The following is a 21740-nucleotide window of genomic DNA, read 5'->3' on the forward strand; positions in this document are numbered from 1 at the left end:
CTCACCCCCGCCCCACCCCGACCGTGAAGCGCCCGCAATGGCCCGTCACCCCCGCGCAACAGACCGGCAACCACCGCCCGGCAGGATCACTGCATGACGGACGCGTCGGGACACCTCGACCACTCGGCAAGTACGGCGGCGGGACTTCTCACCATGATCAGCGATCAGCTCGGCAAGCAGCTCGGTCACCGGGCCCCGCGCGGACGGCGGCCCGGGCCTGCCCTGGTGCTCGTCGCGCACGGCAGCCGGGATCCGCGTGCCCTGACCACCGTCGGTGAACTGGTGGAGCGCGTGCGGGAGCAGCGGCCGGGGCTCGACGTCCGGCTCGCTCACATCGAGTTGAACGAGCCGCTCGTGTCCGAGGTCCTGGCCGGTCTGCCCCGAGGCGGGCGGGCCGTGCTCGTGCCGCTGTTGCTGTCCCGCGGGTACCACGTCAAGCGCGATCTGCCCGACGCCGCACAGGCCGCCGGGCACCTGCTCACCCGCGTCGCCGAGCCCCTCGGCCCGCACGCCCTGCTCGTGGACGTACTGCACGACCGGCTGCGGGAGGCCGGCTGGAGGGAGCGGGGAGGTGGTGGGGTCGTGCTCGCCGCCTCAGGGTCCCGGGATCCGGAGGCCGCCATCGACACCCGGCGCACCGCCGCGCTCCTCGCTCGGCGTCTCGGTGTGCCGGTCGTGCCCGCCTACGCGTCCGGGCCGGGCCCCGACGTGGCGGCGGCGGTCCGCGCTCTCACAGCCCGGGGCTGCCGGCCGACGGCGCTGGCCTCGTACTTCACGGCGCCGGGCCGCTTCGCCACCGAGGCGGCGGCCGCGTTCCCCGGCGACGTCGTCGCGGCCCCGCTCGGCGCGCACCCGGACCTGGCCCGCCTCGCCCTGCACCGGTACGACAGCGCCCTGTTGGCCTCCGCCGGGACGGTCCGGCAGCCGGCGGTCGCCTGACCTCCCCGGCCCCGCCCCTTTTGTCGGTGCCTGGCCTTAGTGTCAGTGCATGAAGACCACGGACGAAGGTTCCGGTACGTACGAGGAAGCGGACGTCGAGCGCTGGGCCCCCGAGCCCGACAAGCGTCCGGGCCGCACCGCGTTCCAGCGCGACCGGGCCCGTGTCCTGCACTCCTCGGCGCTGCGCAGGCTCGCCGGCAAGACCCAGGTGGTGACGCCGGGCACGCTCCCCCAAGCTCTCGAACAAGCTCGAGCAGGGGGGACCCCCATCCGCCAATGGGACGCCAGCCCCCGCACCCGCCTCACGCACTCGCTCGAGTGTGCGCAGGTAGGGCGTGAGCTGGGGGCGGCCCTCGGCTGCGACCCGGATCTCGTGGAGACGGCCTGCCTCTCGCACGACATGGGGCACCCGCCCTTCGGGCACAACGGCGAGCAGGCGCTGAACGAGGTGGCGCAGGACTGCGGCGGGTTCGAGGGGAACGCGCAGTCGCTCAGGCTCCTCACCCGTATCGAGCCCAAGCGGTTCGTGCGGTTGGAGGAGGGCGGCGAGCTGGTCAGCGTGGGGCTGAACCTGACGCGGGCCGCGCTCGACGCCGCCACCAAGTACCCGTGGCCGCGCGGCGAGCACCCGAGCGATCCGGCCTCCTCCAAGTTCGGTGTCTACGAGGACGACCGGCCCGTCTTCGACTGGGTCAGGAAAGAGGCGCCGGGGCGCCGCATCTGCTTCGAGGCCCAGGTCATGGACTGGTCGGACGATGTCGCGTACTCGGTGCACGATCTGGAGGACGGCCTGCACGCGGGCCATCTGGATCCGAACATGCTGCATGCCGAGCCGGAGCGCGCCGACGTCTTCGGCGTGGCCATAGGGCGGTACGTGCCCGCGGACACCGATCCGGCCGAGCTGGCCGCCGCCCTCGACCGGCTCCTCGACCAGGAGTGGTGGCCGCGCGGCTACGACGGCACGGCGGTCGCCCAGGCCCGTCTGAAGGACGCCACCAGCCAGCTCATCGGCCGTTTCTGTCTCGCCGCCGAGACCGCGACCCGCGCGCGGTACGGCACGGGCCGGCTCACGCGCTACGCGGCCGAGCTGGTCGTCCCGCGCGCCGCCCGCCACGAGTGCGCCGTCCTCAAGGCCGTCGCCGACCGGTACGTGATGCAGCGGCCGCAGCAGGAGCGGCTCCGCGCCGACCAGCGCATCGTCGTCGCGGAGCTGGCGCAGGCGCTGACGGCCCGCGCCCCGGACGGCCTCGACCCCCAGTTCCGGGCCCTGTTCGACGATGCGCCCGACGACCGTACGAGGAAGCGCGTCATCGTCGACCAGATCGCCTCCCTGACCGACGCCTCGGCCCGTTCCCTGCACGCACACCTCGCCGGCGACCACTCGGCGTGACGACGCCGGCAGAAATCGCAGGAGAAAGGTGCCCCGTTAGGGCCACGCCCCCTTCCCGCATCACGCTGTGTGCGGGACGCTCGCATATGACGGCAGCGCAACGAGGAGGCATCAAGTGGTCGACGCGGACCAGACGTTCGTCATCGTCGGAGGAGGGCTCGCCGGCGCGAAGGCCGCCGAGACACTTCGCGAGGAGGGCTTCACCGGGCGGGTGATCCTCATCGGTGACGAACGGGACCACCCGTACGAACGCCCGCCTCTGTCCAAGGGGTTCCTCCAGGGCAAGGAGCCACGGGAGAAGGCATTCGTCCACGAACCGGCCTGGTACGCGAGCAACGACGTGGAGCTGCACCTGGGCCAGACGGTCACCACGATCGACCGCGCCGCGAAGACGGTCCGGCTCGGCGACTCCACCACGATCAGTTACGACAAGCTCCTGCTGGCCACCGGCGCCGAACCGCGCCGTCTCGACATCCCCGGCACCGATCTCGTCGGCGTCCACCACCTGCGCCGCCTGGCCCACGCCGAGCGCCTGAAGAACGTGCTGGCCGCGCTCGGGCGGGACAACGGGCACCTGGTCATCGCCGGCGCCGGCTGGATCGGCCTGGAGGTCGCCGCGGCGGCCCGTGAGTACGGCGCCGAGGTGACCGTCGTGGAGCCGGAGGCGACGCCGCTGCACGCCGTGCTCGGCCCCGAGGTCGGCCAGATCTTCACCGAGCTGCACAGCGACCACGGCGTCCGCTTCCACTTCGGCGCCCGGCTCACCGAGATCTCCGGCCAGGACGGCATGGTCCTGGCCGCCCACACCGACGACGGCGAGGAGCACCCGGCGCACGACGTGCTCGCCGCGATCGGCGCCGCCCCGCGCACCGGGCTCGCCGAGGCCGCGGGCCTGACCCTGGCGGGGCGGGAGCACGGCGGCGGCGTCGCCGTCGACGCCGCGCTGCGGACCTCCGACCCCGACATCTACGCGGCGGGGGACGTCGCCGCGCTCCAGCACCCGCCGTTCTCGCCGGGGCTCGGCAGCCTGCGCGTCGAGCACTGGGCGAACGCGCTGAACGGCGGCCCGGCCGCGGCCCGCGCCATGCTCGGCAAGGACCTCGCCTACGACCGCGTGCCCTACTTCTTCTCCGACCAGTACGACCTGGGCCTGGAGTACTCGGGCTGGGCGCCCCCGGGCTCGTACGACCAGGTGGTGCTCCGCGGCAATGTGGGCAAGCGCGAGTTCGTCGCCTTCTGGCTGAAGGACGGCCAGGTGCTCGCGGGGATGAACGTGAATGTGTGGGACGTCACCGACCAGATCCAGCAGCTGATCCGCACGGGCTTGCGGCCCGGCACGGAGCGCCTGTCCGACCCGACGGTCCCGCTCGGTGATCTTCTGGAGGGGTGACGGGAGTGTCAGTGGAGGGCCGTAGGATTCATGCGTGGCAGGCAGGATCAATGACGACGACGTGAAGGCGGTTCGGGACGCGGTCCCGATCGACGCCGTGGTCTCCGAGTACCTGCAACTGCGCAACGCGGGCGGCGGGAACCTGAAGGGCCTGTGCCCGTTCCACGACGAGAAGTCCCCGTCCTTCCAGGTCAGCCCGAGCAAGGGGTTCTTCCACTGCTTCGGCTGCCAGGAGGGCGGCGACACCATCACGTTCGTGATGAAGGTCGACCACCTCACCTTCTCCGAGGCGGTCGAGCGCCTGGCCGCCCAGGCCGGCATCACCCTTCGTTACGAAGAGGGCGGGTACAACCCCTCGCACCAGCGCGGCGAGCGCATCCGCCTCGTCGAGGCGCACAAGGCCGCCGCGCAGTTCTACGCCGAGCAGCTGGAGTCCCCGGAAGCGGAGATCGGCCGCAAGTTCCTCGCCGAGCGCGGTTTCGACCAGGCCGCCGCCGCGCACTTCGGCGTCGGCTACAGCCCGGCGGGCTGGGACCACCTGACCCGCTTCCTGCGCGGCAAGGGCTTCAGCGACAAGGAGCTGACCCTCTCCGGGCTCTCCCAGGAGGGCCGCCGCGGGCCCATCGACCGTTTCCGCGGCCGTCTCATGTGGCCGATCCGCGACATCGGAGGCGAGGTCGTCGGCTTCGGCGCCCGCCGTCTGCGCGAGGACGACAACGGACCGAAGTACCTGAACACGCCCGAGACGCCGATCTACAAGAAGTCGCAGGTCCTCTACGGCATCGACCTCGCGAAGAAGGACATCGCCAAGGCCTCCCGCGCCGTCGTGGTCGAGGGGTACACCGATGTCATGGCCTGCCATCTGGCCGGGATCACCACCGCCATCGCCACGTGCGGCACCGCCTTCGGCGGCGACCACATCAAGATCCTGCGCCGACTGCTGATGGACAACGGGTCGGCGCGGGTCATCTTCACCTTCGACGGCGACGCGGCCGGCCAGAAGGCCGCCCTGCGCGCCTTCGAGGACGACCAGAAGTTCGCCGCCGAGACCTACATCGCCATCGCGCCGGACAACATGGACCCGTGCGACCTGCGTCTCGCCAAGGGCGACGAGGCGGTCGCCGAGCTGGTCGAGCCGCGCACGCCGCTGTTCGAGTTCGCGCTGCGCCAGATCGTTTCGCGCTACGACCTGGAGACCCCTGCGGGCCGCGCCGCCGCCCTCGACGAGGCCGCGCCGATCGTCGCCCGCATCAAGAACAGCGCCTCGCAGCACGAGGTCGCCGTCCAGCTCGCGGGCATGCTCGGCATCCTCGACACCCAGTTCGTCGTCAAGCGCGTCGCGCAGCTGGCCCGCTGGGCGCGGGACCGTGGTGGCAAGGGCCCGGCCCCCAGCGCGGGCCGGGGCCGCCCGGAGCCCGAGGCCGCCGCGCCCGCCCGGGCGTTCGGCGGGCCGGCGCTCACCTTGCGCAACCCGGTGTACGCCACCGAGCGCGAACTGCTCAAACTCGCGTTGCAGTACCCGCAGTTGGTCTCCCCGGCCTTCGACGCGTACGGCATCGACGAGTTCACCGCCGCCCCGTACGCGGCGGTGCGCCAGGCCGTCCTGGAGGCGGGCGGTGCCGAGCAGGGCATCCACGATCCGCACGAATACCTCGTCCGCGTCCGTGAGGCGGCTCCGGACAACGCGGTCCGGGCGATGGTGACCGAGCTGGCCGTCGAGGCGATCCACCGCAAGACGGTCGACGAGGCATATGCGGGCGAGCAGCTCGTCACCGTGCGCAGGCGGGCGGTGGAGCGTCGCATCCGCGATGTGCAGGGCACCTTCACCCGCCTCGGCTCCGGCGGCGACCCGGCGCAACTGGCGCTCGTACAGAACGAGTTGTGGGTGCTCCAGCAGTACGACCAGGCACTGCGCGAGCGGGGCGCGGACGCTCTGTAGCCGCCGGGCCGCGCTTTCGCGCGCCGTTTCGGCTTGTTCGAGACCGGGAAGAGCGGGCACTCGTACAGCTCGGTAACCGTGCGGTCACGCACCGGACTCAAAAAGTCATCGCACGCCCCTCGTGGCGGCGCTGTGTCGTACTCCACACTGGGTGCGGTGCCTGAGTCCTCGGAGCGCGGCCGGAGCCCGGACATCGGGTCCGACAGCCCCGCGGTTCCGCTCATCGCGTACGGGACGGACAGCGGCGCGGCCGCCGCTCCCGCCCCCCTGCCGCACGCCTCAGCAGCGATCACCTTGGAGGTCGCCCCCGTGCAGACCCAGACCCTCAGCCAGAGCGACAGCGCAGCCCAGGCCCTCGCCGACCCCGAAGCCGAACCGGAGGGCGAGGCTCTCACCCCGGTGCCGCCGCAGAGCCGCGTGGCGCACCACCCCGAGGCGGCCACCGCCGCACCGGAGACGACGGAAGAACCCGAGCGCGCCGAGACGGTCGAGCCGCCCGAACCGGTGCGCGGCACCCGCACGGACACGAGCGGCCCGTCCTCCGACCTGTTCCGCCAGTACCTGCGCGAGATCGGCCGCATCCCGCTGCTCACCGCGGCCGAGGAGGTGGAGCTGGCGCGGCGCGTCGAAGCGGGCCTGTTCGCCGAGGAGAAGCTCACCCACGCCCCCGATCTGGACTCCCAACTCGCTCTCGACCTGGACAAGTTGGTGGTCATGGGCCGGATGGCCAAGCGCCGCCTCATCGAGGCGAACCTGCGCCTGGTCGTCTCGGTCGCCAAGCGGTACGTGGGCCGCGGCCTGACCATGCTCGATCTCGTCCAGGAGGGAAATCTGGGCCTGATCAGGGCGGTCGAGAAGTTCGACTACGCCCGCGGCTACAAGTTCTCCACGTACGCGACCTGGTGGATCCGGCAGGCCATGAGCCGCGCGCTCGCCGACCAGGCCCGCACGATCCGCGTCCCCGTGCATGTGGTCGAACTGATCAACCGGGTCGTCCGCGTGCAGCGCCGCATGCTCCAGGAGCGCGGCTACGAGCCGACACCGGAAGAGGTGGCCGCCCATCTGGACCTCCCGCACGAGCGCGTCAGCGAAGTGCTGCGCCTGGCACAGGAGCCGGTCTCGCTGCACGCCCCGGTCGGCGAGGAGGACGACGTGGCGCTCGGCGACCTCATCGAGGACGGCGACGCGACGAGCCCCGTCGAATCGGCGGCGTTCCTCCTGCTCAGGGAACACCTGGAGGCCGTGCTCTCCACGCTCGGCGAGCGCGAACGCAAGGTGGTCCAGCTCCGCTACGGCCTCGCCGACGGCCGCCCCCGCACCCTGGAGGAGATCGGCCGCATCTTCGGCGTCACCCGCGAACGAATCCGCCAGATCGAGTCGAAGACCCTCAACAAGCTCAGGGACCACGCCTTCGCCGACCAGTTGCGTGGCTACTTGGACTAGAACCCCGCCCGGGGGGCGCGGGGCTGTGTCGATCTGCGGCTCCGCCGCGTGGGCGCGACCAGCCACGACGGACCGGCACACGGCAGCTCACCGCCCCCCTGCGGCGCCTAGTCGACCTCGGCAACCGCCTGCGCGAACTGAGCTTCGTACAACCGCTGATACGCCCCACCCGCGGAGACGAGATCGTCATGCGAGCCCTGCTCCACGATCGCCCCGCCCTCCATGACGAGAATCGTGTCGGCATCGCGGATCGTCGAAAGACGATGCGCGATGACGAACGAGGTCCGCCCGGAGGCCAGCCGGGCCATCGCCTTCTGGATCAGCACCTCGGTCCGGGTGTCGACGGAGGAGGTCGCCTCGTCGAGCACCAGGATCACCGGGTCGGACAGGAACGCCCGGGCGATGGTGATGAGCTGCTTCTCACCGGCGCTCACCCCCGTGCCCTCGTCGTCGATGACGGTGTCGTACCCGTCCGGCAGAGTCCGGATGAACCGGTCGGCGTGTGCGGCCTTCGCCGCGGCCTCGACGTCCTCCCGTGAGACGTCCTTCACGGCGCCGTACGCGATGTTCTCCGCGATGGACCCGCCGAACAGCCAGGTGTCCTGGAGGACCATGCCGATGCCGGCCCGTAGTTCGTCCCGCTCCATCTTCGCGATGTCGACCCCGTCGAGCGTGATCCGCCCGCCGGTGACCTCGTAGAACCGCAGCAGGAGATTGACGAGCGTGGTCTTGCCCGCGCCCGTCGGGCCGACGATCGCGACGGTGTGGCCCGGCTCGGCGGTCAGCGACAGGTCCTCGATGAGCGGCTTGTCCTTCTCGTAGCGGAAGGCGACGTGCTCGAACCCGACGTGCCCGCGCAGATCGGCCGGCTTCTCACCGGGTACGGGCTCCGCCGACTGCTCGTCCGCGTCGAGCAGTTCGAAGATCCGCTCGGCGGAGGCGACCCCGGACTGCACCAGGTTCGCCATCGACGCGACCTGCGTGAGCGGCATGGAGAACTGCCGTGAGTACTGGATGAACGCCTGCACGTCACCGATGGACAGCGACCCGGAGGCCACCCGCAGTCCACCGACGACGGCCACCAGGACGTAGTTCAGGTTCGAGATGAAGAACATCAGCGGCTGCATGACGCCGCTGTTGAACTGGGCCTTGAACGACGCCTCGTACAGCGCCTCGTTCTGCTCGGCGAACTGCTCCGCCGACTCCTTCTGCCGCCCGAACACCTTCACCAGGTTGTGGCCGCTGTACATCTCCTCGATGTGCGCGTTCAGCACCCCGGTGGTCCGCCACTGCTGGACGAACTGCGGCTGCGAGCGCTTGCCGACCTTCGCCGCGACGAGCACCGACAGCGGCACCGTCACGAGCGCGACCAGCGCGAGCAGCCAGGAGATCCAGAACATCATCACGAGGACGCCGATGATGGTCAGCAGCGAGTTGAGCATCTGCCCCATGGTCTGCTGAAGCGTCTGCCCGATGTTGTCGATGTCGTTGGTCGCCCGGCTCAGCACCTCGCCGCGCTTCTGCTTGTCGTAGTACGACAGCGGCAGCCGCGCCAGCTTCGCCTGCATCTCCTTGCGCAGCTGGGCCACCGCCAGGTTGATGACCCGGTTGGCGAGGCGCGTGCCGGCCAGCATCGCGAAGCCCGCCACCACGAACACCGCGAGCGCGAGCAGCAGTACCTGCCCGATCGCGTCGAAGTCCACGCCCTGGCCGGGGGTGAAGTCGACGCTGCGGAGCATGTCGGCCATGCCGCCTTCGCCCTTGGCGCGCAGGCCCTCGATGACCTGTTCCTTGGTCTGGCCGGCCGGCAGGTTCCCGCCGATGATCCCGCCGAAGAGCAGGTCGGTCGCGTGGCCGAGGATCTTCGGCCCCACCACGGAGAGACCGACACTGATCAGGACCGCGACCAGTACGGCGAGGACCGCCGAGCGGTGCGCCGCCATCCGTTTGAGCAGCCGCTTGCCGGAGCCCTTGAAGTCCATCGAACGCGAACCCGGCCCACCGGCCGCCATCCGTGCCGCCATCGGCCCGCTCATCAGGCGGCCTCCGCTTCCGTCAGCTGGGAGAGGACGATCTCCCGGTACGTCCCGTTGTCGGCCATCAGTTCGTGATGGCGGCCCTCACCGACGACCCGGCCCTCGTCGAGGACGATGATCCGGTCGGCGTCGCGGATCGTCGCGACCCGCTGGGCCACGATCACCACGGTCGCCTCGGCTGTCTCCGCGCCCAGAGCCCGGCGCAGGGCCGCGTCGGTGGCGTAGTCGAGCGCCGAGAACGAGTCGTCGAAGAGGTAGATCTCCGGCCGCTGCACGAGCGTGCGCGCGATGGCGAGGCGCTGGCGCTGACCACCGGAGACGTTCGTGCCGCCCTGGGTGATGCTCGCCTCGAGCCCGCCCTCGAGCCTGCTGACGAACTCCTTGGCCTGCGCCACTTCGAGCGCGTGCCACAGGTCCTCGTCGGTGGCGTCGGGCCGCCCGTAGCGCAGGTTCGAGGCGACGGTCCCGGAGAACAGGTACGGCTTCTGCGGGACGAGTCCGACGGTCCTCGCCATGAGCTCGGGGTCGATCCCGCGGACGTCCTCGCCGTCGACGTACACGACGCCGGCGGTGGTGTCGTAGAGCCGCGGCACCAGGCCGAGCAGCGTCGACTTGCCGCTGCCCGTCGAGCCGATGATCGCGGTGGTCTCGCCGGGCCGCGCGACCAGGTCGACCCCGCGCAGCACCGGCTCCTCGGCGCCCGGGTAGCCGAAGTCCGCGCCGCGGATCTCCAGGTGCCCGTGGCGGCGCAGCTCTCGTACGGCGGTCTCCGGGGCCGGTGGTACGACGCTCGACTCGGTGTCGAGCACTTCCTGGATGCGCTCGGCGCAGACCTCGGCGCGCGGCACCTGCATGAACATGAAGGTGGCCATCATCACGCTCATCACGATCTGCATGAGGTACGCGAGGAAGGCGGTCAGGTCGCCGATCTGCATGTGCCCGCTGTTGATGCGGTGCGCGCCGAACCAGACGACGGCGATCGACGCGACGTTCACGATCGTCATGACGAACGGGAACATCAGTGCCATGATCCGGCCGGTCGCGAGCGACGTCCCGGTCAGATCGGAGTTCGCCTCACCGAACCGGCCCTTCTCGAAGTCATCGCGCACGAAGGCACGGATGACGCGGTTGCCGGTGATCTGCTCGCGCAGCACCCGGTTCACGGTGTCCAGCTTGACCTGCATGGACCGGAACAGCGGCCGCAGCTTGCGGATGATCAGCGACAGCACGACGGCCATGACGGGCAGCACGGCCAGCAGCACCCCGGACAGCGGCACATCGAGCCCGAGGGCCATGACCACACCGCCGACGCACATGATCGGCGCCGACACCATCAGCGTGAACGAGAGCAGCACCAGCATCTGGACCTGCTGCACGTCGTTCGTGGTCCGGGTGATCAGCGAGGGCGCGCCGAACTGGCCGAGCTCCCGCGCGGAGAAGGACTGCACACGGTCGAAGACGGAGCCGCGCACATCGCGCCCGAGGGCCGCGGCGGTCCGGGCACCGTAGAAAACGGCGCCGGTGTTGCAGACGACCTGGACGACCGTGACACCCAGCATCAGGGCGCCGAACTCCAGGATGTAGCCGGTGTCTCCGTTCACGACACCGTTGTCGATGATGTCCGCGTTCAGGGTGGGCAGATACAGCGCGGCGCAGGTCTGCAGGAACTGCAGCAGCACCAGCAGCCCGATGGGTTTCTTGTACGGAGCCAGGTAGGTCCGCAGAAGTCGTATGAGCACGCTCGGTCTCTCGGTGTCGGCGGTCTTTGAGTGTGAGCGGTGGACCGGGGAGGGTGGGGCCGGGGAGCTGCGTCCTCACCTGAACGAGGACGCATGGACCCCTATCGTCGGACACTCCACCCGCGTTACCTCAACCGATTTACCCAAGAGCACTCAAAGATCGGCCCATCCCCGGACCGCGCCGGACGGGCTAGGAGAACGCCCCGGGGTGGATCTGCTCCCGCACGGACCGGTACTGCTGGCGCACCGCCTGCCCCACGGCAGCCTCCTCGCCCGGCTCGAAGACCTGGGCTGCCGCGCCCTGCCACTGCGGCAACTGCCCGCTCAGCGCCCACGCGGCCTGCCGGGCCGCGCCGATCGCCGCGTAGTCCGCGGGCTGTGGCACCACGACCTGCGCCCCGAACAGCATCGGCGCCACGGCCTGCACGGCGTGCAGTTCGGCGGCGGCGCCGAGCAGGAACACCCGCCGGATCTCCACGCCCCGGCCGCGCAGCACGTCCATGGCGTCCGCGAGGCCGCAGACCATGCCCTCGAAGGCGGCCCGCGCCAGGTGCTCGGGCTTCATCGACTCGCGCCGCAGCCCGCTGAGCGTCCCGGCGGTGTGCGGCAGATTCGGCGTCTTCTCACCCTCCAGATACGGCAGGAGTACGAGCCCGTGGGCGCCCGGCGTCGACTTCATGGCCAGTTCGGAGAGCCCCTCGAGTCCTCCGTCGAGGCCCAGCATCTCGGCGGTGCCGCGCAGCGCCCGCACCGCGTTCGACGTATGCACGACGGGCAGATGCAGCCCGGTGGCGTCGGCGAGCGAGGTGATGGCGCCGCTCGAATCGACCAGCGCCTCATGGTGCACGGCCATCACGGACCCGGAGGCACCGAGCGACACCACGGCGTCGCCGGCCTGCATGCCGAGCCCGAAGGCGGCGGCCATGGTCTCGCCGGTCCCGGCCGAGATGATCAGCCCTTCCGGCGTCGTGCCCGCCGCGTCGCCCGGGCCGAGCACCTCCGGCAGCATGGCCTGCCGGTCGAGCGCCAGCTCCACGAGATCGGGCCGCCAGGACCCGGTGGCCGCGGACCAGTACCCGGTGCCGGAGGCGCCGCCCCGGTCCGTCGTCCGCCGCGCGGGCCGGCCGAGGAGCTGCCACACCAGCCAGTCGTGGGCCTGGAGAAGCAGGGCCACCCGCTGCGCGTTCTCCGGTTCGGTGCGCGCCAGCCACCGCAGCTTCGTCACCGGCTGAGCCGCCTGCGGTACGGACCCGACGGCGTCGGCCCACGCCTCGCGCGAGCCGAGCCGGTCGATCAGATCCGCGGCGGACGCCTGCGCCCGCTTGTCGCTGCCGACCATCGCGGGACGCACCGTGTTGCCCTGGCTGTCCAGCGGCACCAGCGCGTTCTGCTGGGCGGAGACGCCGATGGCCTGCACCCCTTCGAGCAGCCCGCCGCCCGCGGCCTCGCCCAGCGAGAGCAGCCAGGCCTGGGGATCGACATCGGAGGGCCGCCCGCCGCCCTCCACCGGGTCCAGCGGATGCGGGGCGTACCCCTGCCGCAGTACGGCCCCGGTGTCGGAGTCACAAACCACAATGCGCGTGAAATCGGGCGAACTGTCCAGCCCGGCGACTATCCCCATGACAGAAATTCTGCCGCACCGCCGGACCCTCCCGTACCGCAGCTTCCGCTTCGCGGTGCCGGGCCGCTCCGCTACGTGTTGCTGGTGCCCCAGTCGTCGCCGCTCGCGCCGCCGCTCGTGCCGCCGCGCTCCCGCAGCGAGCGGACCCGGCCGGCCACCGACTCCGGCACCCGGCCCTCGACCTTCTCGCTCACGGACTGGAAGGCCTTGCCCGCGTAGGTCCGCGTCTGCTGGGCCGCGGACTCCGCGGTGTTGCGCACAGCGGGGTTCTGGGCGACCTCACGAGCGGTCTTCTTCAGCTTCTCGTACCTCTCGCGCCCGGCGCGCGTCCCCAGCACGTAACCGAGGGCCAGACCGGCGATGAATGTGAGCCGGTAGCGCATGACGGCCACCCTTCCGTAGCTAGTCGTGATCACTGAGGGGATACCGATTGGCGGAGCACCCCCCTGCTTGCGCTAATGTATGTGTCGCAGCGAGCGCCCGCCGCCTGGCAAGTACCCAGGTGGGTGCGTTCGAAGCAATGAAGCAATCCCCTGTAGCTCAATTGGCAGAGCAGCCGGCTGTTAACCGGCAGGTTACTGGTTCGAGTCCAGTCGGGGGAGCTCGATCTCCTGTAGCTCAATTGGCAGAGCAGCCGGCTGTTAACCGGCAGGTTACTGGTTCGAGTCCAGTCGGGAGAGCTGTGGAACAAGCCCTTCGGAGAACACTCCGGAGGGCTTTTTCCTGCCTGGTGGAACCGCGTGCGTGACTGCGGAGTCCTCAAGGTCGTGCAGAGCCGAACCATTCGAGGCAGGAGATCGTATGAGCGGCTATGCTGCGGCAGACGGCGCGCACATATGTGCACGGCGCGCCGTATCGGGGCGGTAGCTCAGCCGGTTAGAGCAGCGGACTCATAATCCGTCGGCCGTGGGTTCGAGTCCCACCCGCCCCACCACGGTCGTGGCGCAGAAACGATGCGACCAGGACGTACGTAACCTGATGGGCCGTCACGGAAACAGTGGCGGCCCTCTTGTCACCCGTTCAGCACGGACCCGGGCCCGTGGGCCCTCACAGCGGGGCCTGCCAGGCCGCCGGAGCGGCCGTCTCGCCGTCCTCGCGGGCACCGTCGTCCGCCACCGTCAGCCGCACACCGGGCCGGCCGTCCGGCAGCGGCGTCGCCGTGTCGATCACCACATCGATACGGGAGATCGCCGGCCGGCGTGACGCCGCGGCCAGGGCGCGCCGCAGGTTCGTCAGGAGCCGGGCCTGCACCGGTTCGTCGAGCGCCGTCTCGACCGGGCCCGTGAAGTGCACCGACGGAGAGAAACCGAGAAGCGCGGCGGCGCCCGCCGTCTCACGCAGGACCTTGCCGCGGAACGTGGTGGGGGCGTCGGCCGGCGGCTGCTGGAGCGCGAAGATCGTGGTGCGGACCTCCTGGATCGTCGACTCCAGTTCGTCCACCGCGTGGGCGAGGGTCTCCCGCACGTCCTCCGCCCGGGTGCGGCGCTGCGTCGACTCCAGCATCATGCCCGTCGCGAACAGCCGCTGGACCACCAGATCGTGCAGGTCGCGGGCGATGCGGTCGCGGTCCTCGAAGACGGCGAGGCGCTCGCGGCCCGTCTGCGCCTCGGCAAGCACCAGGGCGAGCGCCGCCTGCGTGGCGAACTGGGTGGCCAGCAGGTGGTCGACGGAGGTGTAGGGGCGGGAGCCGGGGCCGCGGGGCAGGGCCAGCGTGCCGATCAGCCGGCCGTCCGCCTGGAGCGGCAGCATCATGCTCGGGCCGAAGCGGGAGCGCACCTCGGTCGTCATCCGGGGGTCCGTCGCCGAATCGTCGATGAACACCGGCTCCCCGGTCAGGAGCTGGGCCAGGACCGCGCTGCCCGGCAGGATCGTCGCGCCGATCAGGGTCGTCGGGTCGTCGGTCGTGGCCGCCGCCACGATCTCCATGCCGCCCGCCTCCGTGGGCTGCAGGACGACCCCGGCCTCCGCGTCGGCGAGCAGCCTGGCCTGCTCCGCGACCGTCGTCAGCGCATCGCCGGGGCGGCCGGTGAGCAGCGCCGTGGTCACCGCGGCGGCGCCCTCGATCCACCGCTCGCGCTGCTTGGCGGTCTCGTACAGGCGTGCGTTGCCGATGGCGATGCCCGCCTGGGTGGCGAGGACCCGCACCAGGGCCAGGTCGTCGTCGGTGAAGCCGCCGGGGCCCTCGACGGGCGGCTTGCCGGTCAGGCGCAGGCGGCCGAAGACCGTCCGCTGTACGTGGACGGGGACGGCGAGGGTGTCCGGTTCGTGGACGACCGAGTCCGGGGCCTCGTCCGGCGGCAGGGCGGGCCGCGTGTCCCCGGTGCCGACCGCCTCGACCAGGCCGCCGTGGCCCGGGTCGAGGACGCCGAGGACACCGTGCCGGGCGCCGGTGAGGGCGACCGCGCTCTCCACCAGGTGCTGGAGGGTGGGGCGCAGTTCGAGCTCCGAGCCGACGTTCAGCACGGCTTCCAGGAGGACGGAGAGGCCCTTGGGGGCGCCCGGCTCGCGCGCTGCTGCTGCGGTCATCGTGGGTCTGCCTGCGCTCGTGCCCGGCCCGGTCAGCCGGCCAGCGGGTTCACGACCACCATGGGCTGGATCTTTCCCTCCATCATGGCGCCGAGGCCCTGCACAGCGCAGACGTCCGGGCGTTCGGCGATCCGCACCGGCATGCCCGTCGCCTCGCTCAGCATCGCGTCCAGGCCGGGCAGCCGGGCAGAACCGCCGACCATCATGATGCCGCGGTCGGCGAGGTCGGCGACCAGATCCGGCGGGCAGCCGCGCAGCACCTTGCTGATGCCGTCGAGCACGGCGGTCAGCGGGGTGTGGATCGCGTCCCGGACCGCCGCCGTGTCGACGTGCACCGAGCGGGCCCGGCCCGTCGCCGCGTCACGGCCGTGGATCTCGGTCCGTACCGGGCCCTGCGTGGTGAGTCCGTTGCCGCTCAGGGCGAGCTGCAAGGGGCGGACGGTCTGCAGAGGAAGCATCAGCTCGTGCTGCTGGCGCAGGTGCTGGACCACCGCCTGGTCGATGGCCTGGCCGCCGACCGGGACCCGGTCGGCCGTCACGATCGCGCCCATGGAGAGCACCGCGATCTGGGTCGACGCCGCGCCGCTCACGATGATCATGGAGGCTTCGGGCTGCTCGACCGGCAGGCCGCAGCCGACGGCGGCCGCGATGAGGGTGTCGACGGTCTCGACGCGGCGCGCGCCGAGACCGACCAGCGTCTCGATCGTCGCGCGCCGGGCGAGCGGGTCCATGTCGTGGGGGGTGCAGACCGCCGCGCGCAGCCGGGGCTTGCGGCGCAGGGCCCGCCGCATCTTGTCGCCGATCAGATGGCGGAGCATCCGCTGGGCCATGTCGATGTCGATGACGCTGCCGCCGCTGACCGGGCGCACGACCCGGATGTGCTCGGGGGTGCGGCCCGTCATCTTCTCCGCGAACTCGCCGACCGCGATCAGGGCGCCGGTCCGGGTGTTGACCGCCGCCGCACTCGGTTCGTCGACGACGAGGCCGGCACCCTTCACATAGACGCGGGTGCGTGCGGCACCCAGGTCGACGGCGAAGTGACAGCGTTGCAGCTGCTCCAGACTGACGGTCATGGCAGTTCCTCCCGAGAGCGCGGACCGTGACAGGGACGCTGCTGCGGCCCTGTTGGCATCGTGCGGGCGGGACCCGGTTCGCGCGCGCTGGGATGGGCCGGGCGGGGCGGGGCCGTACAGGTGAAAGTTCGGATGAGCTGACCAGCCATCAGAGACAGGCGCCTGGCTTGTTTCTGACGTGGCATCGGGTTTTCAGTCATGGTCCGGCGTCCCGTCCGGGGCCCGTGGCGGGAACGTGCCAGGGCAGCTTCCCGCCAGGTCCCTTCAACTCCTCTGAAACACATGGGGCTTGAGACTCTTCACAGCACTCGGGTGCCCCCCGATCCGAGGCCTACGAAGAGAGGCGACGATGACCAGAGGACCTGCCGCGAGACGCGGCGCGGCCCTGCTGTCGGCCGGCATCGCGTTCGCGCTGCTGCCCGGCGGCGGCGCACAGGCCGCCCCCGCAGCCGTACCGAAGGCGACGAAGGCCGCTGCCGCCGCGCACACCGTGACCCTGGTGACCGGCGACAAGGTGACCGTGACGGAGCTCGGCGGCGGCAAGAGGACCGTCACCGTGGACCGGGCGAAGGGCGCGACCGGCGCCGTCCGCACGCAGGTGGCGCACGGCGACGTCAGCGTCGTGCCCGACGAGGCCCAGCCCTACCTGGCCGCGGGCACCCTCGACGCACGCCTGTTCAACGTCAGCGAGCTGATACGCCAGGGCCTCGCGGACGGCAGGGCCGACGCGACGCCCCTCATCGTGACCTACGGCAGCAAGGCCGCCCGCAGCGCCGGAGCCGTCCCCAAGGGCGCCGAGCGGACCCGGGCGCTCACCAGCATCGGCGGCGCCGCCCTCGACGCCGACAAGGGGCGGACCTTCTGGAACGCCGCGACGACCGGCACGGGCTTCGCCGGCGGCGTCGGCAAGGTGTGGCTCGACGGACGCGTCGAGGCCGACATGGCCGAGAGCAACGAGCAGATCGGCACCCCGAAGGCCTGGGAGGCGGGCCTCACCGGCAAGGGCGTGAAGGTCGCCGTCCTCGACACCGGCTACGACCCCTCCCACCCCGACCTCGCCGCGCGGGTCACCGAGTCGAAGTCCTTCATCGAGGGCGAGGAGGTCGCCGACCTCGACGGGCACGGCACCCACGTGACCTCGACCGTCGGCGGCTCCGGCGCCGCCTCCGACGGCAAGGAGAAGGGCGTCGCCCCGGACGCCGCCCTCGCCGTCGGCAAGGTCCTCAGCAACGAGGGCTCCGGCACAGAGTCGCAGATCATCGCCGGTATGGAGTGGGCCGCCAAGGACATCGGGGCCAAGGTCGTCTCCATGAGCCTCGGCTCGCAGGAGGCCAGTGACGGCACCGATCCGATGGCCGCCGCCGTCAACTCCCTGTCCGAGGAGACCGGCGCCCTGTTCGTGATCGCCGCCGGGAACAGCGGCGCGCCCACCTCCATCGGCTCGCCCGGCGCCGCCGACTCCGCGCTCACCGTCGGCGCCGTCGACTCCGCCGACCAGGCCGCCTACTTCAGCAGCCAGGGCCCGCGCCTCGGCGACAACGCCCTCAAGCCCGACGTCTCGGCGCCGGGCGTGAACATCCTGGCCGCCCGCTCCTCGCTGGCCGCGGGCGAAGGCGCGTACACCGAGATGAGCGGTACGTCGATGGCGACGCCGCACGTCGCCGGTGTCGCCGCGCTGCTCGCCCAGGAACACCCGGACTGGACGGGTGCACAGCTCAAGGACGCGCTGATGTCCAGCAGTACGGAACTGGACGCGTCCGCCTATGAGTTGGGTGCGGGCAGGGTGAGCGTGCCCGACGCGATCGGTGCGCAGGTCACCGCCACCGGCAGCGCCGACCTCGGCTATTACAAGTGGCCGTACGAGGACAACAAGGCGGTGACGAAGACCGTCACGTACAGCAACACGGGTGATCAGGCCGTCGAGTTGAGCCTTGCCGTGCAGGGTGCGGGCGAGGGTGTCGCCACGCTCGCCGACAGCACGCTGAGCGTCCCGGCGCACGGCACCGCCTCCACCACCGTCACCGGGGACGGCGCCGCGGCGCACGTCGGCAACACCAGCGGGCAGATCGTCGCCAGTGCGGGCGGGAAGACCGTCGCGCACACGGCGTTCGGGCTCGTGAAGGAGGAGGAGCGGTACACGCTCACCGTCCATGTGAAGGACCGGGCCGGCGCGCCGAGCGCCGCCCACCTCGGCGTGCAGCAGCTCACCGCGGGCACCGACCCGTTCCCGGCCACCGTCGGCGAGTCCGGCACGCTCCAGCTGCGGCTCAAGCCCGGCTCGTACTACCTGGAGTCCTACCTCGACGTGCGCGGCAGCCACGGCAAGGACTCGCTCGGGCTCGGCTATCTCGCCGACCCGGAGATCAAGCTCGACCGGGACCGCGAGATCACCCTCGACGGACGGCAGCTGAAGGAGATCACCGCCGACGTCGGACGCACCACGCAGACCCGGCAGCTCATCATGGAGGCCGACCGCACGGCGGGCGGCGCCGCCTACATGAGCGCCGTGCAGTTGCCCGTCACGTACGACAGCGTCTTCGCCGCACCCACCCGCAAGGTGAGCGACGGCAGCTTCGAGTACCGCACGGTGTGGCGCCTCGGGAAGCCGATGCTCCAGGCCGACGGCCTGCGCGAGGCGACCTTGCAGGCGGGCGGCACCCTGATCGAGGGCCGCAGCCGCCTCCGCGTCGTCGACGCGGGCGAGGGTGCGCCCGCCGACTACACCGGCAAGAACGTGCGCGGCAAGGCCGTCCTGGTGCGCCGCAGCGACGCCCTCGCTCCGGACCGGCTCGCTCAGGCCGCGCAGGACGCGGGAGCCAAGGCGCTGTTCGTGACCGATGACGAGGCCGGACGGCTGAGTGCCTGGTTCGGGCCCGAGGACGGCTCCGACCGGCCGTTGCAGATCGCGTCCGTCGACGCGGCCGACGGCGCCACGCTGGCCGGGCTCGCCAAGACAGGGCGCACCCTCTCGATGACCGGCACGCAGTACACGCCGTGGGTGTACGACCTCACCGACGAGCACAAGGGCGGCGTGCCGAAGGGCGACCTGAAGTACCGGCCGGGGAAGCGTGAACTCGCGGTCCTCGACACCAAGTTCCATGCCGTGAAGCCGCAGGACGGCGGCGAGTTCCGCTACTCGATCACCGACACGTTCCCGGTCGGCCTCGGCTTCCTGGAGAAGATCGCCTACCCGGCCGAGCGCACCGAGTACGTTTCCACCGGCACCGGCCAGACCTGGCACGAGTCCGTACAGACCGGGCCGACGGACCTGGAGCAGCGCAGCGGCCTGGTCACGTACAAGGGCGGCACACACAAGGAACTGGACTGGTTCAAGCCGGTCTGGCATCCGTGGCTGGGCAGCGGGCTCGGCTGGGGGCAGCAGCGCGCCGGCTCCACCCTGCAGTTCAACACGCCCGGCTGGGGCGATTCCGGGCCCGACCACACCGGCTTCGGCGACGCGTGGAGCAGCGAGACGAACGGCATCGACCAGTACACGTCGGTGTCCGTGGACGGGGTGCAGGTCGACCGCAAGAAGAGTTCGGGCGTGTACGTGTGGGACGCCGATCCGGCCGAGCACACGTACAAGGTCGCCACGGACACCACGCTCGACCCCGCGCGCTGGGAACTGTCGAGCAAGGGCCACGCCGAGTGGACCTTCAGGTCGGCGGCGACACCGGACGACCGCTGGACGTACCTGCCGCTGATCAACCTCGGCTTCGACGTCGACACCGACCTGGCGGGCGACGTCCGCGGCGGCTCGCGCGTCCCGGTCGGGATCTACGGGCAGTACGTGAAGGACGCGTCCGGCACCGGCACCATCGGCGGCGGCGAGCTGGAGGTGTCCTACGACGACGGCGCGACCTGGAAGCCGGTGGCCCTGGGCGGGCACGGCGCGTCCTGGAAGGGCAGCCTGAGCGTGCCGCGCGGCGCCGAGTACGTCTCGCTGCGCGCCTCCGCCAAGGACGACAAGGGCGGATCCGTGACGCAGGAGATCATCAGGGCGGTGGGTGTCCGGTAGGGAAGTACGCCGCTGAGCGGCGGATTTGTGGGCCGGGCCCGGCGCGGAGCGAATCCGTGCCGGGCCCCGGCATGTCAAGGGGTGATACGCGGCCGTCCGGGATGCGGACCGTGGGTTGTGGCGGTCACCAGGGCCCGGACAGGATGCGGGTATGGCCCCCCTACTCGTCTCGCGTCGTCACGTGGATCTGCTGCGTGTCGCGACGATGCTCTGTCGGGCTTCCGCGCGTCGCCGCACGGCTGGTCGCTGACGTACTTCCGCCGGTCGCCGAAGCCTTCCGCCGGTTGCCGGTGCCGGTTTCCGGTTGATGAAGACTTCCACCGGTCGCCGGCGTACTTCCGCCCGTATCCCCGTAGCGGCACTTTCCTGACGCTCGCACCCCTGCCGTCCCCGGCCGTCCGGGGTGCTGTCCTGCCCCAGCCGACCCGTCGTAGGCCCGAGGTGCCCATGCCCGAGAACCACCCGTTGCTGCACTGGTTCCTGCCCACCGGTGAGGACCGGGCCGATACCGGCCGGCCCGCACGGGTCGCGCGCGCCGCCGAACAGGCGGGCTTCACCTCGCTGTTCGCCCCGGTGGGGCCAGGCCGCGTCGACCCCTGGCACCTCGCCTCGGTGCTCGCCGGGCACACCGAGCGCATCGGATTCCTGGTGGGCGTCCGCGCCGGGGCCGTCAGCCCCACGCTGCTGGCGCAACAGGCCGACGCCTTCCGGAGGTTCACGGGCGGGCGGCTGCGGCTGAACCTCGTCACGGGCGGCGACTCCACCGAACACCGCTCACCCGGCGACCAGTTGGCGCACGACCAGCGGTACGGACGTACCGACGAGGTCATGGCCGTCCTGCGGAGCCTTCTCGACGGCGGGCGCATCGACTTCCAGGGTCAGCACGTCCAGGTCGAGGGTGCGCGGCTGACCGATCCGGCCGTCGAGCACAAGGTGCCGCTGTACCTGGGCGGCGTGTCGGGGGCCGCCGAGAACCTCGCCGCGCGGCGGGCCGACGTCCACCTCATGTGGAGCGAACCGGCCGAGCCGCCGGAGACCGTCGCCGCGCGCGTCGCCCGGCTGCGTGACCGGAACCCGGCCCTGCGCTTCGCGCTGCGGCTCTCCGCGGTCGGCCGCGACGACGAGGTCGCCCGGCGCCTGCACACGTACTGTCGCTCGGGCGTCGACGAGTTCGTGCTCTCGGGAAGCCCGGACCCGGACGACGCCCTGCGTGTGGGCGGCGAGGTGGCGCCGCGGCTAAGGGAGTTGCTCTCCGCCGACGATGCCTGGGAGAACGCGGCGGCGCCGCCTCCCCCTGGGACGGGGGGAGACGGCGCCGCGCTGGCGTCCGACGGTGTTACACCAGCCAGCCGACGAAGTGGACGATGCCGGCGAGGATGTCGGTGAGCAGGTTCATGGTGTGACGTTCTCCTTGCGATGGTGCATGTGTGTGGGACCAACACCCCGGCCCTGTATGGGACATGGGCCGGGTGCGCGGCAACTACGGTCTGCAGCCCGTTGCTTGCGCACCGTAAGCATCGTTGGTCATCCGTGCCTCATGCAATTTCTGGCGCCACGATCACCTGTTCGTGGGAACAACTGCGCGCCTGTTCGTTTACGGATCAGGTACGCATCAAGTGCGAGTCC

At 71.3% G+C, this 21740-nt stretch carries 13 protein-coding genes and 3 tRNA genes; 10 read left to right on the forward strand and 6 right to left on the reverse strand.

What is annotated here, in order from left to right:
• Positions 1–93 precede the first annotated feature (93 nt).
• From ABD366_RS39485 to ABD366_RS39505, 5 genes are all read left to right on the forward strand, one after another.
• Positions 94–939: a sirohydrochlorin chelatase gene (locus ABD366_RS39485; RefSeq protein WP_324770672.1), complete on the forward strand. Its 846-nt coding sequence runs from the start codon at positions 94–96 to the stop codon at positions 937–939.
• 49 nt (positions 940–988) lie between these two features.
• A complete protein-coding gene (locus ABD366_RS39490) occupies positions 989–2329 on the forward strand; it encodes a deoxyguanosinetriphosphate triphosphohydrolase (protein ID WP_324770673.1) in 1341 nt (446 codons plus the stop codon).
• 115 nt (positions 2330–2444) lie between these two features.
• Positions 2445–3719 (forward strand): NAD(P)/FAD-dependent oxidoreductase, encoded by a 1275-nt coding sequence (locus ABD366_RS39495; protein ID WP_344443410.1) that lies wholly within the window; start codon positions 2445–2447, stop codon positions 3717–3719.
• Positions 3720–3753: 34 nt separating this feature from the next.
• On the forward strand, positions 3754–5658 hold the full coding sequence (dnaG, locus tag ABD366_RS39500) for a DNA primase (RefSeq protein WP_324773118.1): 1905 nt from the start codon (positions 3754–3756) through the stop codon (positions 5656–5658).
• A 156-nt stretch (positions 5659–5814) separates the two neighbouring features.
• Positions 5815–7101, forward strand: a complete 1287-nt coding sequence (locus tag ABD366_RS39505) for an RNA polymerase sigma factor (RefSeq protein WP_324773120.1) — start codon at positions 5815–5817, stop codon at positions 7099–7101.
• Between the two features lie 107 nt (positions 7102–7208).
• Here the strand turns inward: ABD366_RS39505 and ABD366_RS39510 are convergent, their stop codons facing one another.
• From ABD366_RS39510 to ABD366_RS39525, 4 genes are all read right to left on the reverse strand, one after another.
• A complete protein-coding gene (locus ABD366_RS39510) occupies positions 7209–9137 on the reverse strand; it encodes an ABC transporter ATP-binding protein (protein WP_324773122.1) in 1929 nt (642 codons plus the stop codon).
• Positions 9137–10876, reverse strand: a complete 1740-nt coding sequence (locus tag ABD366_RS39515) for an ABC transporter ATP-binding protein (RefSeq protein ID WP_324773124.1) — start codon at positions 10874–10876, stop codon at positions 9137–9139. The genes ABD366_RS39510 and ABD366_RS39515 overlap by 1 nt, the downstream gene beginning before the upstream one ends.
• A gap of 190 nt (positions 10877–11066) precedes the next feature.
• Complete coding sequence (locus ABD366_RS39520; protein ID WP_324773126.1) at positions 11067–12497, reverse strand: FGGY family carbohydrate kinase; 1431 nt, start codon at positions 12495–12497, stop codon at positions 11067–11069.
• Positions 12498–12568: 71 nt separating this feature from the next.
• Positions 12569–12880, reverse strand: coding sequence for a YtxH domain-containing protein (locus tag ABD366_RS39525; protein WP_324773128.1), 312 nt, complete (start codon positions 12878–12880; stop codon positions 12569–12571).
• 146 nt (positions 12881–13026) lie between these two features.
• Here ABD366_RS39525 and ABD366_RS39530 point away from each other — a divergent pair.
• The 3 genes from ABD366_RS39530 to ABD366_RS39540 all read left to right on the forward strand — a co-directional run bounded on the left by ABD366_RS39530 (position 13027) and on the right by ABD366_RS39540 (position 13431).
• Positions 13027–13099: transfer RNA gene (locus ABD366_RS39530), tRNA-Asn, on the forward strand.
• A gap of 5 nt (positions 13100–13104) precedes the next feature.
• Positions 13105–13177, forward strand: a tRNA-Asn gene (locus ABD366_RS39535).
• 177 nt (positions 13178–13354) lie between these two features.
• Positions 13355–13431 (forward strand) — tRNA-Ile (locus tag ABD366_RS39540).
• 113 nt (positions 13432–13544) lie between these two features.
• Here ABD366_RS39540 and ABD366_RS39545 read toward each other — a convergent pair.
• Positions 13545–15023: a sensor histidine kinase gene (locus tag ABD366_RS39545; RefSeq protein WP_324773130.1), complete on the reverse strand. Its 1479-nt coding sequence runs from the start codon at positions 15021–15023 to the stop codon at positions 13545–13547.
• 32 nt (positions 15024–15055) lie between these two features.
• Complete coding sequence (locus ABD366_RS39550) at positions 15056–16096, reverse strand: rod shape-determining protein (protein WP_324773132.1); 1041 nt, start codon at positions 16094–16096, stop codon at positions 15056–15058.
• A gap of 349 nt (positions 16097–16445) precedes the next feature.
• Between ABD366_RS39550 and ABD366_RS39555 the strand changes: the two genes are divergently transcribed.
• Positions 16446–20114: a S8 family serine peptidase gene (locus tag ABD366_RS39555; protein WP_324773134.1), complete on the forward strand. Its 3669-nt coding sequence runs from the start codon at positions 16446–16448 to the stop codon at positions 20112–20114.
• A 447-nt stretch (positions 20115–20561) separates the two neighbouring features.
• A complete protein-coding gene (locus ABD366_RS39560; protein WP_324773136.1) occupies positions 20562–21500 on the forward strand; it encodes an LLM class flavin-dependent oxidoreductase in 939 nt (312 codons plus the stop codon).
• Positions 21501–21740: the final 240 nt, after the last annotated feature.

Source organism: Streptomyces kunmingensis (genome assembly GCF_039533535.1).
In the GTDB taxonomy this organism is placed as follows: Bacteria; Actinomycetota; Actinomycetes; order Streptomycetales; family Streptomycetaceae; genus Streptomyces; species Streptomyces kunmingensis.